This window comes from Curtobacterium sp. NPDC089689 (genome assembly GCF_044749145.1).
In the GTDB taxonomy this organism is placed as follows: domain Bacteria; phylum Actinomycetota; class Actinomycetes; order Actinomycetales; family Microbacteriaceae; genus Curtobacterium.
Genome location: NZ_JBIVHJ010000001.1, coordinates 557672 through 571247, shown reverse-complemented (window position 1 = coordinate 571247; position 13576 = coordinate 557672). Strand labels below are relative to the sequence as shown.

Genomic DNA, 13576 nt, shown 5'->3' with positions numbered 1-13576 from the left:
CTGCACGCCCACGTCCACCGGGGGACGGAGAAGCGCCGGACGGGGAAGCGACGGACGGAGAAGCGTACGGGCGGAGTGCGCCGGCCGGTGCCAGGATGGGCGGCAGACCCCGCAGGAGGACCCGTGAGCCGTCGCAAGGCCTGGAACGCCGACCCCGAACCGCTGCTCCGCGTCGAGGAGGGCTTCCGCCTCGACCGCGTGGACCCCGACGGCACACCGGGCTTCCCCGGGCGCAAGATCGACGGGCTCGAAGCGCTCGCCGCCGGGGCCGCACGGCTCTCCGCCCTGCAGGAACGCCTGCACGCCGCGGCCACGGCAGGGGACCAGCGGCGGGTGCTGCTCGTGCTCCAGGCGATGGACACGGCGGGCAAGGGCGGCATCGTGTCGCACGTGGTCGGCGCGGTCGACCCGAACGGCGTGCACTACGCGGGCTTCAAGGCCCCGACGGCCGAGGAGCGCGAGCGCGACTTCCTCTGGCGCATCGAGCGGGAGCTCCCGGGCGCCGGACAGCTCGGCGTGTTCGACCGGTCGCACTACGAGGACGTCCTCATCCAGCGCGTGCGCTCGTTCGCGCCGCCGGAGGAGATCGAGCGGCGGTACGGCGCCATCGTCGAGTTCGAGGACCGCCTCGTCGCCGAGGGCACGACGATCGTCAAGGTCATGCTGCACATCTCGAAGGACGAGCAGCGCGAGCGGCTCGGCGACCGGCTCGACCGCCCCGACAAGCACTGGAAGTTCAACCCCGGCGACATCGACGAGCGCTTGCTCTGGGACGACTACCAGCAGGCGTACCAGATCGTCTTCGACCGCACCTCGACGCCGCAGGCGCCGTGGTACGTCGTGCCCGCGAACCGGAAGTGGTACGCCCGGCTGGCCGTGCAGCAGCTCCTCCTCCGGGCACTCGAGGACATGCAGCTCACGTGGCCGCCCGCGGACTTCGACGTGGCCGAGCAGCGTCGGCGGCTCGCCGAGTCCTGACCCCCGACCGGACCGGCCCGGAGGCTCGACCCGCGTCCGCCGGTCGGCGCACGTCCGCGCCGGGGCTGGTCAGTCGGCGGTGCATCGCGTAGACTCGCTCGGTCGGCCTTCGGCGCCGTGGCACTGTGACCACGGAGTTCTTCGTTTGGGTGTGTGTTGCTCGAGGGCTGGAATCACGTCGATCCGCGACGGGATGAACCCCCTCCACGATCCGCCCCCGCCGATGTCGCTGCCGGGTGTCGTGGCATGTCCGCACCCCGGAAAGAACGATGGCCCCGTACGACAAGGGCGCGCGTCAGCGTGCCGATGACCGAGTCCGCCACCCGAACGGCACCCCCGCCGCTCGCAGCAGCAAGCACCGCGGCTTCCGCGCCGCCGATTCGTCGCAGCCGCGCCAGAAGCAGCGCTGGGACGCCGAGGAGCGTCGCGGCCGCGGTGCGCAGGGCGACCGTCCCGCGCGCCCGAACTGGGAACCCCGCGAGGGCGGCCAGAGCCGCTGGAACCGCGACGCTCCCTCCTCGCACGGCCGTCACGACGCTCCGCAGGCTCCGCGTCGCGCCGGTACCGGCGAGCAGGGGCCCAGCGACCGCGCGCCGCGTCGTGACCAGGGCGACCGCCCGCGTCGGTTCGACGGCGACGACCGGGACCGCGCACCGCGTCGTGACCAGGACGACCGTGCGCCGCGTCGCTTCGGCCGCGACGACCGTGCGCCGCGTCGCTTCGACCGCGACGAGCGTGCGCGGCGTCGCTTCGACCGGGACGACCGTGCGCCCCGTCGCGACCAGGACGACCGCCCGCGTCGTTTCGACCGGGATGACCGTGCGCCCCGTCGCTTCGACCGTGACGACCGTGACCGTGCGCCGCGTCGTGACCACGACGAGCGTGCGCCGCGTCGCTTCGACCGTGACGACCGCGCCCCGCGCCGGTTCGACCGTGACGCTCCCTCCTCGCACGGCCGTCACGACGCTCCGCAGGCTCCGCGTCGCGCCGGTACCGGCGAGCAGGGGCCCAGCGACCGCGGCCCCCGCCGCTCGTTCGACGAGGACCGTCCGCGCCGGGAGCGCTTCGACCGCGACGATCGCGACCGTGCACCCCGTCGCTTCGACGACCGCCCGCGTCGCTCGTTCGACGAGGACCGCCCGCGCCGTGACCGCTCGGACCGCGACGAGACCCGCACCCCGTACGTGCCGGCCGACGACGTCAAGCTCGAGAAGCTCCAGGCCGAGGCCACCGTCGCGGCCGACGTCGAGGGCGTGACCTTCGGCGACCTCGGCATCGGCGGCAACATCTCCCGCACGCTCGCGGAGATGGGCGCGTCGAACCCGTTCCCGATCCAGGCCGCGACGATCCCCGACGTCCTCGCCGGCAAGGACGTGCTCGGCCGTGGCCGCACCGGCTCCGGCAAGACCATCGCGTTCGGTGCGCCCCTCGTCGAGAAGCTCATGGAGCACGGCGGCGGCACGAAGCGGAAGATGGGCCGCGCCCCGCGTGCGCTCATCCTCGCGCCGACGCGAGAGCTCGCGCTGCAGATCGACCGCACCGTGCAGCCGATCGCCCGCTCGGTCGGGCTCTTCACGACGCAGATCTACGGCGGCGTGCCGTACGGCCGTCAGGAGGGCGCCCTCGAACGCGGCGTCGACATCATCGTCGGCACGCCCGGTCGCGTCCAGGACCTCATGAACAAGGGCAAGCTCGACCTCAGCGAGGTCATCGTGTCCGTGCTCGACGAGGCCGACCACATGTGCGACCTCGGGTTCCTCGAGCCGGTGCGCGAAATCCTGTCCGCGACCGCCGAGGTCACGCCGCAGGGCAACCGTGCGCAGAAGCTCCTGTTCAGCGCCACCCTCGACGCACAGGTCGCCTCGCTCGTGTCGGAGTTCCTGCACGAGCCGAGCGTCCACGAGGTCGCGGGGGAGGACCAGGCGTCCTCGACCATCGACCACCGCGTGCTCGTGGTCGAGCAGCGCCAGAAGGACCAGCTGCTCGAGGAACTCGTCGCCGGTGAGGGCAAGACGATCGTGTTCGCCCGCACCCGCGCGTACGCCGAGCGCCTCGCCGACCAGTTCGAGGACGCCGGCATCCGCGCCACCTCGCTCCACGGCGACCTCAACCAGTCGCGGCGGACCCGGAACCTCGGGCTCCTGTCGAGCGGCCGGGTGAACGTGCTCGTCGCGACCGACGTCGCCGCCCGCGGCATCCACGTCGACGACGTGTCGCTCGTCGTGCAGGCGGACGCCCCGGACGACTACAAGGCGTACATGCACCGCTCCGGCCGGACCGGTCGCGCCGGCGCCGAGGGGACCGTCGTGACGATCGTGACCCGGAACCGCCGCCGCAAGATCGAGGGCATCCTCGACAACGCCGAGATCGAGGCCGACCTCGTCGAGGCCGCCCCGGGCGACCGCCTGGTCGCGGAGCTCGCGGCGCGGTGACGCGCGCGGGGCACTGGACGTGCCCCGATGACGGACTGGAGGCCCGTGGCGACACCGCCACGGGCCTCCCGTCCGTCCGTCGGCCGCGTCAGCGGTTGAAGAAGAGCAGACCGCGCACGTAACCGGCCTGGCCGGCGTGCTGGACGCAGTCGTCGAGGATGCTGACGAGCCGGACGCCCGCCGTCACCGGCGGGTCCCACGCGTCGTCGACGACGGCGTCGAGGTCCTCCGGTGCGAGCGTGGCGAGGTACTCGACGGTCCTGGCCGTCACCGCGTCGAGGTAGCCGGTCAACAGCTCCGCCGACGCCCGCACCCGGCCGACGTCGTCGCGGGACATGCCGTAGCCGAGCGCCTCGGCCGGGAAGGGCAGGCCGAACCGGTCGGCCCAGCCGTCCGCGGTCCAGACCTGCTCGGACCCGGCGAGGTCCGCGACCTGGGCGTCCTGGCCGCGTGCGGCGTGCCAGGCGAGCCACGCGAGGGTGTTCGCGCCGGCGGCCGGACGTGCGGCGAGCTGGTCCTCGGAGAGTCCGTCGAGGGCACGGCCGATCGTCTCCGGCACACGGGAGAATGCTTCGGTGAGGAGTTCGGAGGGGGTCATGCCCGCGACGCTACGCGCGTCGCGCGAGGGCGGAACCCACCTCGTCGAGGACCGCGGCGAGGGCGGCGCGCTCACCCGGCGGCACGACCTGCCGGAACGCGTCGACCCAGCGTGCACCGATCGTCTCGGCGACCGCCACCCCGGACGGGGTGAGGTGCAGGAGGATGCTCCGCCGGTCCGTCGGGTTCGGACGCCGTTCGAGGTGTCCGCGGCGCTCGAGCCGGTCGATGAGTGACGTCATCGCGCCCGTCGACAGCTCGAGGTGCGCGCCGGCCTGCTTCGGCGTGATGCCCTCGCCGTCGGCCGCTGCGAGGTGGAAGAGGAAGCGGGCGTCGGTCGGGCCGAGGCCGTTGGCGACGCTCTCGTGGTCGAGGGCCCGCGCGTGCTGTGCCTGGAACAGGCGGAACGCGGTGAGGAGCCGCGTGAGGTCTGCATCGGGCGCGGGAACGACGACGTCGGGGGAGACGGGCGCGGGGGGCAGCGTGTCGGCCCGGCGGGCGGGGAGCACTGGGGCAGGGTCCGTCATCACGGTTCTCTCGGGTGGGGGCGTCGGTGCGGCGTGCACGACGTGGTGCTCATCATCCAGGTATCTCAATGATTGAACCACCCCCGGAACAGGGGGTGTTCCTCGTCTTGTGAGACGCACGACGAGCAAGTATCTTGATGATCGTAACAACGCGATGGTCGCTCACCTCGATCATCACCACGGCACGCAGCGCGACCAACCACCGCGGGTCCGGGCCGACCACCGATCAGATCTCTTCTCCGCTGGAGCACACACATGTCCCGTGTCACCCCTCGCGCTGCCCGTCTCGCCGCCTGGATCGCCGTCCCCGCCGCACTCGTCGCCTCGGGTGTCGTCGTCTCGACCGCCTCGTACTCGGCCTTCTCGGCCACCACCGTCAACCCGACCAGCAACTGGACCGCCGGCACCGTCGCTCTCACCGACGACGACAACAACACCGCACTCTTCACCGCGACCGGCCTCAAGCCGGGGTCGACCGGCACGAACTGCATCGCCGTGACCTCCACCGGCTCGCTGCCCTCGACCGTCAAGCTCTACGGCACGAACGCCGCCACGACGAACGCCCTCGCGACGAACATCAACCTCACCGTCGAGCAGGGCACCGGCGGCGGTTTCGGCTCCTGCACAGGCTTCACCCCGGCGACCACGAGCGGCACGCTCTACTCCGGCACCGTCGCCGGCTTCGGGTCGGCCTCGACGAACTTCGCCACCGGCGTCGGCACCTGGGCCCCGACCGGCACGGCCTCCGAGACCCGTGTCTACCGCTTCTCGTACACGGTGCCGACATCCGCGCCGAACTCGATCCAGGGCGGCACCGCGGCCCTCGGCTTCACCTGGGAGGCCCAGAACAGCTGAGCCGTCCCGCTCCCGTCGTCGCGCTCCCCGTCGGAGGTCCTCGTGGTCAGCATCGCCGTGCCCGGTGGCAGCACACCGCGCAGAGCGTTCCACGACGCCGTCGACTGGGGGCGCGTCGTCGTCGGGACGCTCGCCCGCGGCGTGGTCGCCACCGTGCTCGGTCTCGCGCTCTGGGCCGCCGCCCCTGCACTCATCGGGTGGCAGCCGACCACGGTGATGACCGGGTCGATGGAGCCACGGCTCGTCCCGGGCGACGTCGTGGTCTCGCGCCCGGTGCCGTCCGCCGAGGTCCGACCGGGCAGGATCCTGCTCGCCGACGACCCCGACCAGCCGGGGCACCTGCGGATGCACCGCTACGTCGAGGACGGCCCGCGCGGCACCCTCGTCACGAAGGGCGACGCCAACCCGCAGGCCGACTCCACGCCGCTCGAGCCGGAAGCCGTGCACGGGGTCGCGTTCCTGCGGATCCCGTTCGTCGCGGCGCCGATCACCTGGCTCCGCGAGGGCGAGTGGGTCCGGCTCGTGCTGCTCGGCCTCGGGTTCGCGGCCGTCCTCGCGCTGTGCGCCGTGGACGGGTCGCTCCGCCGCTTCGCGGCCGGTGACGACGCCGACGGAGACGACGCGGACGGCGACGGCGTGGGTGGCGAGCCCACGGACAGCGCTGACGGTCCGGCGCGACCGGGTGACGGCCTGGAGGCACGGGGCGGGCCCGCACCGTCCCTCCCGTCCGGCGGTGGCACGACCGTCACCCGGCGCTCGCTCCGTCGACATCATCGGCGGATCCGGCGGGTACGCCGCCTCGGCGGCGGGACCGCCGTGGTCGTGCTGGCCGTCGGGCTCGGCACACTGCTGTCGCCGCCGGCCGTGGCGGCGCCGTTCTCACGGACGACGAGCGCGGCGTCGACCTACGGGGCGGCGACCGCGGCGAGCGTGCTGACGCTGACCTGCACCCCGGCCACGTCGAACACGGTCACGATCGCGTGGACGTACCCGACAGGCATCGGGACGCCGAACTCGTTCGACCTCCTGAACGGGACCACGCAGGTCGCCACCGCGCCGGGCGCCGCGTCGTCGCTCGTGTACCAGGGGAGCGGGCTGCTCGACCTCGGGACGACGTACACGCTGCACCTCCGCACGAACCTCGGCGGGTCGTGGACCACCGTGAGCACGCCGACGGTCCGCGTGAAGGTGGCATCGCTCCTCGGGATCACCTCCGCCACCTGCGCCTGACCGGACCGTCGTCCACAGGTCGCGCGGGGCGACCGTGGATGTCCGTGGACGGCGCTACCGTGACGGCATGCGGATCCTGCACACCGGCGACTGGCACCTCGGTCGGACCCTCCTGGGCGCAGACCTGCTCGACCACCAGGCCGCCTTCCTCGACCACCTCGCCGACGTCGTCCGCGCGCGGTCGGTCGACCTCGTCGTCGTCGCCGGTGACGTCTACGACCGCGCGATCCCGCCGGTCGAAGCAGTCCGCATGCTCTCCGGTGCGCTCGAACGCCTCGCCGAGCACGCGACCGTCGTGATCACCCCCGGCAACCACGACTCCGCGGCCAGGCTCGGGTTCGGCGCGGGGTTCATGGCCTCCCGCGTCCGCATCCTCGCCGAACCCGCCGGCATCGCGACGCCCGTGCTCGTGGACGACCCGTCGGGTGCCGGTGCCGTCGCCGTGTACGGCATCCCGTACCTCCACCCCGACCTCACCCGGTGGGCGCTCGCCGCGGTCCCGGACGAGCCCCTCGCCCGGTCCCACCAGGCCGTCGTCGGTGCGGCAACCGATCGCATCCGCGCCGACCTCGCCACGCGGCCCGGCACGCGGAGCGTCGTCGTCGCGCACGCGTTCGTGGGCGGCGCCGAACCGAGCGACAGCGAGCAGGACATCCGCGTCGGTGGTGTCGACATGGTCGCGCGGTCGACCTTCGACGGGTTCGACTACGTCGCCCTCGGGCACCTGCACGGCCCGCAGCGCGTCGGTGACGGCGACCGGGTCCGGTACGCCGGCTCACCCCTCGCCTTCTCCTTCGGGGAGCGGCACCAGGCGAAGTCCGTCACCCTGGTGGACCTCGCGGCGGACGGCAGCGTCGCGGTCGAGCTGCTGCCCACGCCCGTGCCACGGCGGCTGGTCGACGTCCGGGCGCCCATCGGCGACATCGAGTCCGGAGCGTTCGCGGACCACGCGGACGCCTGGGTCCGCGTCGCGGTCACCGACACCGTCCACCCCGAACGGATGTACCAGCGCGTCAAGGACCACCTGCCGCACGCCCTCGCCATCACGCACGAGCCGGCCGACGGCGCCGCACGTCCGGCAGCGCGTGCGGTCACGGCGACGTCCGACCCGGTCGAGGTCGCAGCCGACTTCGTCACGTACGCAACCGGAGCCGTCCCGGACGACGACGACCGCGCCGTCCTGACCGAGGCGTACGAGTTCGCCGCGCGGGCACTGCAGACCGAGGGGGACCGCTGATGTACCTGCACCGCCTCGAACTCCGCGCGATCGGGCCGTACCCGGACACGGTGACGATCGACTTCGCCGCGCTCGCCGCGTCCGGGGTGTTCCTGCTCGAGGGCCCGACGGGTTCGGGCAAGTCGACCATCATCGACGCCGTGGTGTTCGCCCTGTACGGCGGGCTCGCCGGTGCGGACGCGAGCAACGACCGACTGCACAGCCAGCACGCCGACCCGTCGGTCGAACCGTACGTCGAGCTCGTCTTCGAGACCGGCGCCGGGGTGTTCCGCGTCCGGCGGACCCCGCAGTACGACCGCCCGAAGCAGCGCGGGACCGGCACGGTGAAGCAGCAGGCCTCGGCACAGCTCCTCCGGCTCGCCGGGCCGTCCGACGCCGCGGGCGAACCCCTGTCGGCCCGCATCCCGGAGGTCGGAGCCGAGATCGCCCGCATCGTCGGGCTCGACCGTGCGCAGTTCCTCCAGACGGTCGTGCTGCCGCAGGGGGAGTTCGCCCGGTTCCTCCGCTCACCGGGTGAGGACCGTCGGAAGCTCCTGCAGTCGCTGTTCGGCACGCAGGTCTACGACCGCACCGCCGAGGAGCTCGCCGCACGCCGTCGGGCCGTCCTGGCCGAGGTCGAGGGTGCGGACGCCCGGGTCCGCGACGCGCTCGCCCGGTTCGCCCAGGCGGCGGACGTCGACACCGCGACCGAGTCCGACCTCCCCGGGACGGTCGACGCGCTCCGGGACGCAGCACAGCGTGCCGAGGGTGTGCGGGCCGATGCCGCCGCTGCTGCCCGGGCCGCCGCCGAGCACGAGGCGCTGCTCCGGGCGCGCGCGACCGCGGTGGTGCGCCGTCGCGACCTCCTCGCGCGACTGGCCGCGCTCGACGCGGGCTCCGGGGAGGTCGAGGCCGCCCGGCAGCAGCTCGAGCGGTCGAGCCGGGCGGCCCGGGTGGTGTCCTTCGCGGACAGCCTCGACGCCGCGCGCGACCGAGCCGCCGCCGCGCGGGCCGACGCGGCCACGCTCCGCGAGCGGCACGGACTCGAGCACGGGGCCGACGTCGGAGCGCTCGCAGAACGACTCCGCGCCTCGGTCGAGGCCGAGCGCCACCTCGTCGACCTCGCCGCCCGGATCGATGCCCGGACGACCGCGCTCGACGCCGCCCGCCGCGACCTCGCGGCGCTCGAGGACGACGTGGCCGAACGCGACCGCGCGCTGCAGGGACGACCCGCGCGTCGCGCCGAGCTCGTCGCCCGGGCAACCGCGGCGGCGGAGACGGCTGCCGGCGGCACGGCTGCCGAACACGAGGTCGAACGGCTCGTGGTCGCTCGCCGTGACCGCGCGGCCCTCGCGGAGGCCACCCGTCGCCTGTCCGGAGCGGAACAGGCCGTCGTCGTCGCCCGGACCGCCGCCGAGTCCGCCCTGGCGACCGAGCGTGACCTGCGGGACCGCCGCATCGCGGGGCTCGCCGGGGAACTCGGAGCCGCCCTCGAAGACGGTTCCCCGTGCCCGGTCTGCGGTGCCGTCGAGCACCCCGTCCCGGCTGCCCCGAAGGACGACCACCCCACCACCGACGCCGTCGACCAGGCGGCCGACCGCGCTCGTGCGGCGGAGGCAGCTCTCGGCGACGCCGCTGCCGACCTCCGCGTCGCGGAGGCCGAGCACCGACGGCTCGCCGACACGGTGGGCGGCCTGGACGACGCCGACCTCGCCGCGGCGTTCGACGACGCCACCGCCGCGGTGACGGCCGCGCAGGACGCCTCCCGAGCGGCTGTCGCCCTGGACCGCGAACTGACCACCTTCGACGAGGCCACGCGCGCGAGCGAACGCGCCCGGAACGACGCAGAGACCCGCCGTGCCGTGCTGGCCACCGCGGTCGAGGCCGACGCCGAGCGGCTGCGTGAGGACGCCGAGGCGATCGGCGGCGCGGTCGCTCGGCTGACCGTCGTGCCCGTCCCGGGTGTCGAGGGCGGCTCGGCACTCGCTCCGGTGGTCCGTGCGATCGAGGCGCACGTCGCGGTGCTCGGCGCCGTGGTCCGTGCCGACGCCGCGGTGGACCAGGACGACCGGGTCGTGGCCGACCGCACCGTCGAGGTCGACGCCGCCCTCGAGGAGCACGGCTTCGACGAGGTCTCCGACGCACGTGCGGCGTTGCTGGACGACGCCGCAGGACGCGAGCTGCGGCAGATGGTCGACGACGCGATCGCCGCCCGAGGCGCCGTCGACGCGGGCCTCGCCGACCCTGCGGTGCAGGCGGCCGCCGCCGACGCCGACGTCGAGTTCGACGTCGCGGGCGCCGCAGCGGAACGGGAGTGGGCCACCGATCTGCTCGACGAGGCGACCCGGGCCGCGGTCACCGCCACCGATCGGTCGACCGCCGTGCAGCGCTGCGCCGCCGAGCTGGCCGTGGCGGTGCGGGCGCGTGACGACACCAGTGCTCGCAGCCGAGCGGTGGTCCGGCTGGCCGACGTCGCGAACGGTGCGACGGCCGCCAACCCGTCCGGCATCACCCTCGGGACCTACGTGCTGATGCGCCGCTTCGAGGACGTCGTCGCGGCGGCGAACGACCGACTCCGCGGCATGCTCGGCGGCCGGTTCACCCTCGAGACCTCCGACGAGCGCGAGTCCGGGTCGCGGGCCCGTCGGACCGGCTTGGCGCTCGCGGTGCACGACCACACGACCGACACCGTCCGCGATCCGCGCAGCCTGTCCGGGGGTGAGACCTTCACGGTGTCGCTGTGCCTCGCGCTCGGGCTCGCCGACGTCGTGCAGGCCGAGGCCGGCGGGGTGTCGCTCGGCACGCTGTTCGTGGACGAGGGCTTCGGCACGCTCGACCCGGAGGCGCTCGACGGCGTGCTCGTGCAGCTGTCACGACTGACCGCCGGCGGTCGTCAGGTGGGGATCGTCAGCCACGTCGAGGAGCTCAAGCAGCGGATCCCCGAGCGCATCGCGGTGCGGCGGACGCCGGACGGAGGGTCGCGCGTGACGACCACGGTCTGACGTCGCCCGCATCTCCGGTGACGCTGACGCCGACGGCTACCGCTACGGCGACGGGGTCGAGTCGATCGTGCCGTCGGGTGGCGGCAGGATGTCCGCCGCGACCCACGGGAAGACCCACGTGAACAGCACGTACACGATCGCCGCGAGCAGCACGACCAGCTCGATCACCTTGAGCGCGGTCGGTCCGGGCAGGAGCCGCCAGACGAGCGGGAAGATCACTTGGCGAGCTCCTTCGGGGTGCCTTCGGACACGGGCATCCAGTAGTCGAGCTTGGCGTGCACGATGTAGCGCTCCGCCGCGGACCACATCGGGTGGCAGGCGGTGAGGGTCAGCCAACGGTCGTCCGCCGTCGGCTCGACGCCGGGCTCGTTCGGCACGGGCGCGATCGTCTCGACCTTGTCCGGCGTGACGATCTGGGAGTCGGTGACCTTGTAGACGTACCAGACGTCGAACTTGGTCGCCTTGTCCGTCACCCGGACGACCACCGCGTCGCCGTCCTTGAGGTCGGCGATCTGGTTGAGCGGCTTGCCGTACGTCACCCGGTGCCCGGCGACGGCGAAGTTGCCTTCGGCGCCGGGCATCGCGGTGTCCTGGTAGTGCCCGAGCCCGATGGTGTTGAGGACCTTCTCACGGTCGGTGCCCTCGCCGATCGGACGGTCGTAGTCGGCGCCGAACCGGGGGATCTGCATCGTGCCGAACACGTCCTCGACGTCCTTCGGCTCGGAGAGGACCGGAGCCGGGCCGCGGTGCTCGGTCCCCGTGCCGGTCGTCGGGTCGGTCTGACCGAGCCCGTCGATGAGCTTCGTCTGGCCCTGGACCGCGACGACGTCCGTCCACCAGGCCGTCCACACGACGTAGAGCCCCGTCCCGGCGCCGGCGATGATGAGCAGTTCGGCGATGAGCGAGACGATCGCGCCGCCGACGCTCTGACGACGACGAGGTGCCCGACGTCGCGGCGCCTGACGGTCGTCGCCGCCCGTGGCGTCGCCGGGTCGCGACGGGAGGGTGTCGTGGGCGGTCACGGTGCTCCTGATCCTGGGGTGGTCGGACAGTTGTACCATCCCATGCCGACGCCCGGGTGACGCCGTTCTCCACAGGACCGTTACCGTGTGGAGATGCAGTACGCGATCCGCGCCTTCGCCCGCTTTGACACCGACGCGGTCGTGGCGCTGTGGGAGGCGTGCGGGCTCGTGCGACCCTGGAACGACCCGCGGCGCGACATCGAGCGCAAGCTGACGGTGCAGCCCGAACTGTTCCTCGTGGCCGTCGACGCGGACGATGCGGTGGTCGGTGCCGGCATGGCCGGGTTCGACGGGCACCGGGGATGGGTGAACTACCTCGCGGTGCGGCCCGACCTGCAGGGCTCCGGGCTCGGTCGGACGTTCATGGGGGAGTTCGAGCAGCGGTTGGCCGCGATCGGCTGCCCGAAGCTCAACCTCCAGGTGCGCGCCGGCAACGAGCAGGTGCTCGGCTTCTACGAGTCGCTCGGGTACGAGCCCGACCACACGGTGTCGCTCGGCAAGCGGCTCATCGCCGACGTCTGACGCCCCTCGGCCCCGGCTGGCGACGGCCGAGACTCGGGTCCGCGGACACCTTGCGCGCCGATCCGCCGCGAAAGTGTCCGCGGGTCCGAGACTGGGGCGCCGCCGGGCACCGCGCGGCACGCCGGGCACCGCCGGGCACCGCGCGGCACGCCGCGCCAGACCCGGCCCAGGACCTCACACCAGCGCGAGCCCCACCGACGCCGTGAACGCGAGCACGATGCCGACCGACTGCAGCACCGTCCGCCGTTCGCGGAGCAGGACCCCGGCGAGCACCACGGTGCCGATCGGGTACAGCGCGTTGAGCACGCTCATCACCGGCAGGGTCAGCGGGTCGCCGCTCGCGTGCAGTCCCGCCTGGATGAACACGTTCGCCAGGGCGTCCAGCACACCGCACGCCACGACGGTCCCGACGAACCGACCGGACCACCGCGTCCGCCCCGAAACGACCGCGGCAGACCCCGCGGTGACCGCAGCGGACCCCGCGACCGCGGCAGACCCCGCGGTGACCGCAGCGGACCCCGCGACCGCGGCAGACCCCGCGGCCGGAGCCGACGGGGTGACGCGATCCGCGCCTCCAGGCCGCACCGCCCGACCGCGGCGGGCACGCCGCAGGACGACCGTCGCAGCCGCTCCCAGCACCACCACCTGCAGCACCCGCGCCACCAGCAGCGGGGCGACCCCGGAGTCGGCCGGGGTCATGTCGTACGCCAGCACGATCCCACCGAATCCGCACCCCGCGACCGCGGCCGCGACCACCCCGCGGACGGTGACCCGCGCGCCCGATCCGTCCCGGACCGACGCGACGAGCACGACGGCGACCACCGCCACCACGAGCATGACGCCGGCGAGCGGGGACAGCGTCGTCCCCCTGGACACCGCGACGAGCACGGGCACGCAAGCCGCGAAGACCGCGGTGAGCGGCGAGAGCACGCTCATCGGGCCGATCGCGAGCGCCGTGTAGAGCAGCAGGACCGCGACCCCGCCGGCGAGCCCGGCGACCGCGCCCCAGAGCACCGCCCGGCCCGAGAACGCCGACGGCACGACCGCCAGCCCGACGAGCAACGGCACGATCCCCACCAGCGCGGCGACGGCGGTGACGACGACCGGCCGGACACGGCGCGAGGCCAGGCCGCCGAGGAAGTCGGCGAACCCGTAGACGAGGGCGCCGGCGAGGCCGAGGACGACGGTGAGCACG

At 73.8% G+C, this 13576-nt stretch carries 12 protein-coding genes; 7 read left to right on the top strand and 5 right to left on the bottom strand.

The window, feature by feature from the left end:
• Nucleotides 1-123: 123 nt before the first annotated feature.
• Together ACIPYW_RS02715 and ACIPYW_RS02710 are read left to right on the top strand one after the other, a co-directional pair.
• Nucleotides 124-978 (top strand): PPK2 family polyphosphate kinase, encoded by an 855-nt coding sequence (locus ACIPYW_RS02715; protein WP_400410529.1) that lies wholly within the window; start codon nt 124-126, stop codon nt 976-978.
• Nucleotides 979-1247: 269 nt separating this feature from the next.
• Nucleotides 1248-3410, top strand: coding sequence for a DEAD/DEAH box helicase (locus ACIPYW_RS02710; protein WP_400410527.1), 2163 nt, complete (start codon nt 1248-1250; stop codon nt 3408-3410).
• A gap of 88 nt (nt 3411-3498) precedes the next feature.
• On the opposite strand, the gene ACIPYW_RS02705 is transcribed toward ACIPYW_RS02710, so the two are convergent.
• Both ACIPYW_RS02705 and ACIPYW_RS02700 read right to left on the bottom strand, forming a co-directional pair.
• Entirely contained in the window at nt 3499-4008 is a 510-nt protein-coding gene (locus ACIPYW_RS02705) for a DUF664 domain-containing protein (RefSeq protein WP_400410525.1), read from the bottom strand.
• A 10-nt stretch (nt 4009-4018) separates the two neighbouring features.
• On the bottom strand, nt 4019-4534 hold the full coding sequence (locus ACIPYW_RS02700; protein ID WP_400410523.1) for a MarR family winged helix-turn-helix transcriptional regulator: 516 nt from the start codon (nt 4532-4534) through the stop codon (nt 4019-4021).
• Between the two features lie 255 nt (nt 4535-4789).
• Between ACIPYW_RS02700 and ACIPYW_RS02695 the strand changes: the two genes are divergently transcribed.
• The 4 genes from ACIPYW_RS02695 (at nt 4790) to ACIPYW_RS02680 (ending at nt 10837) form a co-directional block, all read left to right on the top strand.
• A complete protein-coding gene (locus ACIPYW_RS02695; RefSeq protein WP_290132786.1) occupies nt 4790-5389 on the top strand; it encodes a hypothetical protein in 600 nt (199 codons plus the stop codon).
• A 42-nt stretch (nt 5390-5431) separates the two neighbouring features.
• Complete coding sequence (locus ACIPYW_RS02690) at nt 5432-6619, top strand: S24/S26 family peptidase (protein WP_400410521.1); 1188 nt, start codon at nt 5432-5434, stop codon at nt 6617-6619.
• A gap of 67 nt (nt 6620-6686) precedes the next feature.
• Complete coding sequence (locus ACIPYW_RS02685) at nt 6687-7856, top strand: exonuclease SbcCD subunit D (RefSeq protein ID WP_400410519.1); 1170 nt, start codon at nt 6687-6689, stop codon at nt 7854-7856.
• Nucleotides 7856-10837, top strand: a complete 2982-nt coding sequence (locus ACIPYW_RS02680) for an AAA family ATPase (RefSeq protein WP_400410517.1) — start codon at nt 7856-7858, stop codon at nt 10835-10837. Before ACIPYW_RS02685 ends, ACIPYW_RS02680 begins: the two co-directional genes overlap by 1 nt.
• A gap of 42 nt (nt 10838-10879) precedes the next feature.
• Here ACIPYW_RS02680 and ACIPYW_RS02675 read toward each other — a convergent pair whose 3' ends face one another.
• Both ACIPYW_RS02675 and ACIPYW_RS02670 read right to left on the bottom strand, forming a co-directional pair.
• Nucleotides 10880-11056 (bottom strand): hypothetical protein, encoded by a 177-nt coding sequence (locus ACIPYW_RS02675; protein ID WP_290132782.1) that lies wholly within the window; start codon nt 11054-11056, stop codon nt 10880-10882.
• On the bottom strand, nt 11053-11859 hold the full coding sequence (locus ACIPYW_RS02670; RefSeq protein WP_400410515.1) for a class E sortase: 807 nt from the start codon (nt 11857-11859) through the stop codon (nt 11053-11055). Before ACIPYW_RS02670 ends, ACIPYW_RS02675 begins: the two co-directional genes overlap by 4 nt.
• Nucleotides 11860-11952: 93 nt before the next feature.
• Here ACIPYW_RS02670 and ACIPYW_RS02665 point away from each other — a divergent pair, with 93 nt between their 5' ends.
• Entirely contained in the window at nt 11953-12381 is a 429-nt protein-coding gene (locus tag ACIPYW_RS02665; RefSeq protein WP_400410513.1) for a GNAT family acetyltransferase, read from the top strand.
• Nucleotides 12382-12555: 174 nt separating this feature from the next.
• On the opposite strand, the gene ACIPYW_RS02660 is transcribed toward ACIPYW_RS02665, so the two are convergent.
• Nucleotides 12556-13575, bottom strand: coding sequence for an EamA/RhaT family transporter (locus ACIPYW_RS02660; RefSeq protein WP_400410511.1), 1020 nt, complete (start codon nt 13573-13575; stop codon nt 12556-12558).
• Between the last annotated feature and the right edge of the window lies 1 nt (nt 13576).

Bases quoted from the DNA above. Each gene is read 5' to 3' on its own strand.
- ACIPYW_RS02710 (WP_400410527.1), top strand. From the start codon at position 1,248: ATGGCCCCGTACGACAAGGGCGCGCGTCAGCGTGCCGATGACCGAGTC.
- ACIPYW_RS02705 (WP_400410525.1), bottom strand. From the start codon at position 4,008: ATGACCCCCTCCGAACTCCTCACCGAAGCATTCTCCCGTGTGCCGGAG.
- ACIPYW_RS02700 (WP_400410523.1), bottom strand. From the start codon at position 4,534: ATGACGGACCCTGCCCCAGTGCTCCCCGCCCGCCGGGCCGACACGCTG.
- ACIPYW_RS02695 (WP_290132786.1), top strand. From the start codon at position 4,790: ATGTCCCGTGTCACCCCTCGCGCTGCCCGTCTCGCCGCCTGGATCGCC.
- ACIPYW_RS02685 (WP_400410519.1), top strand. From the start codon at position 6,687: ATGCGGATCCTGCACACCGGCGACTGGCACCTCGGTCGGACCCTCCTG.
- ACIPYW_RS02680 (WP_400410517.1), top strand. From the start codon at position 7,856: ATGTACCTGCACCGCCTCGAACTCCGCGCGATCGGGCCGTACCCGGAC.
- ACIPYW_RS02665 (WP_400410513.1), top strand. From the start codon at position 11,953: ATGCAGTACGCGATCCGCGCCTTCGCCCGCTTTGACACCGACGCGGTC.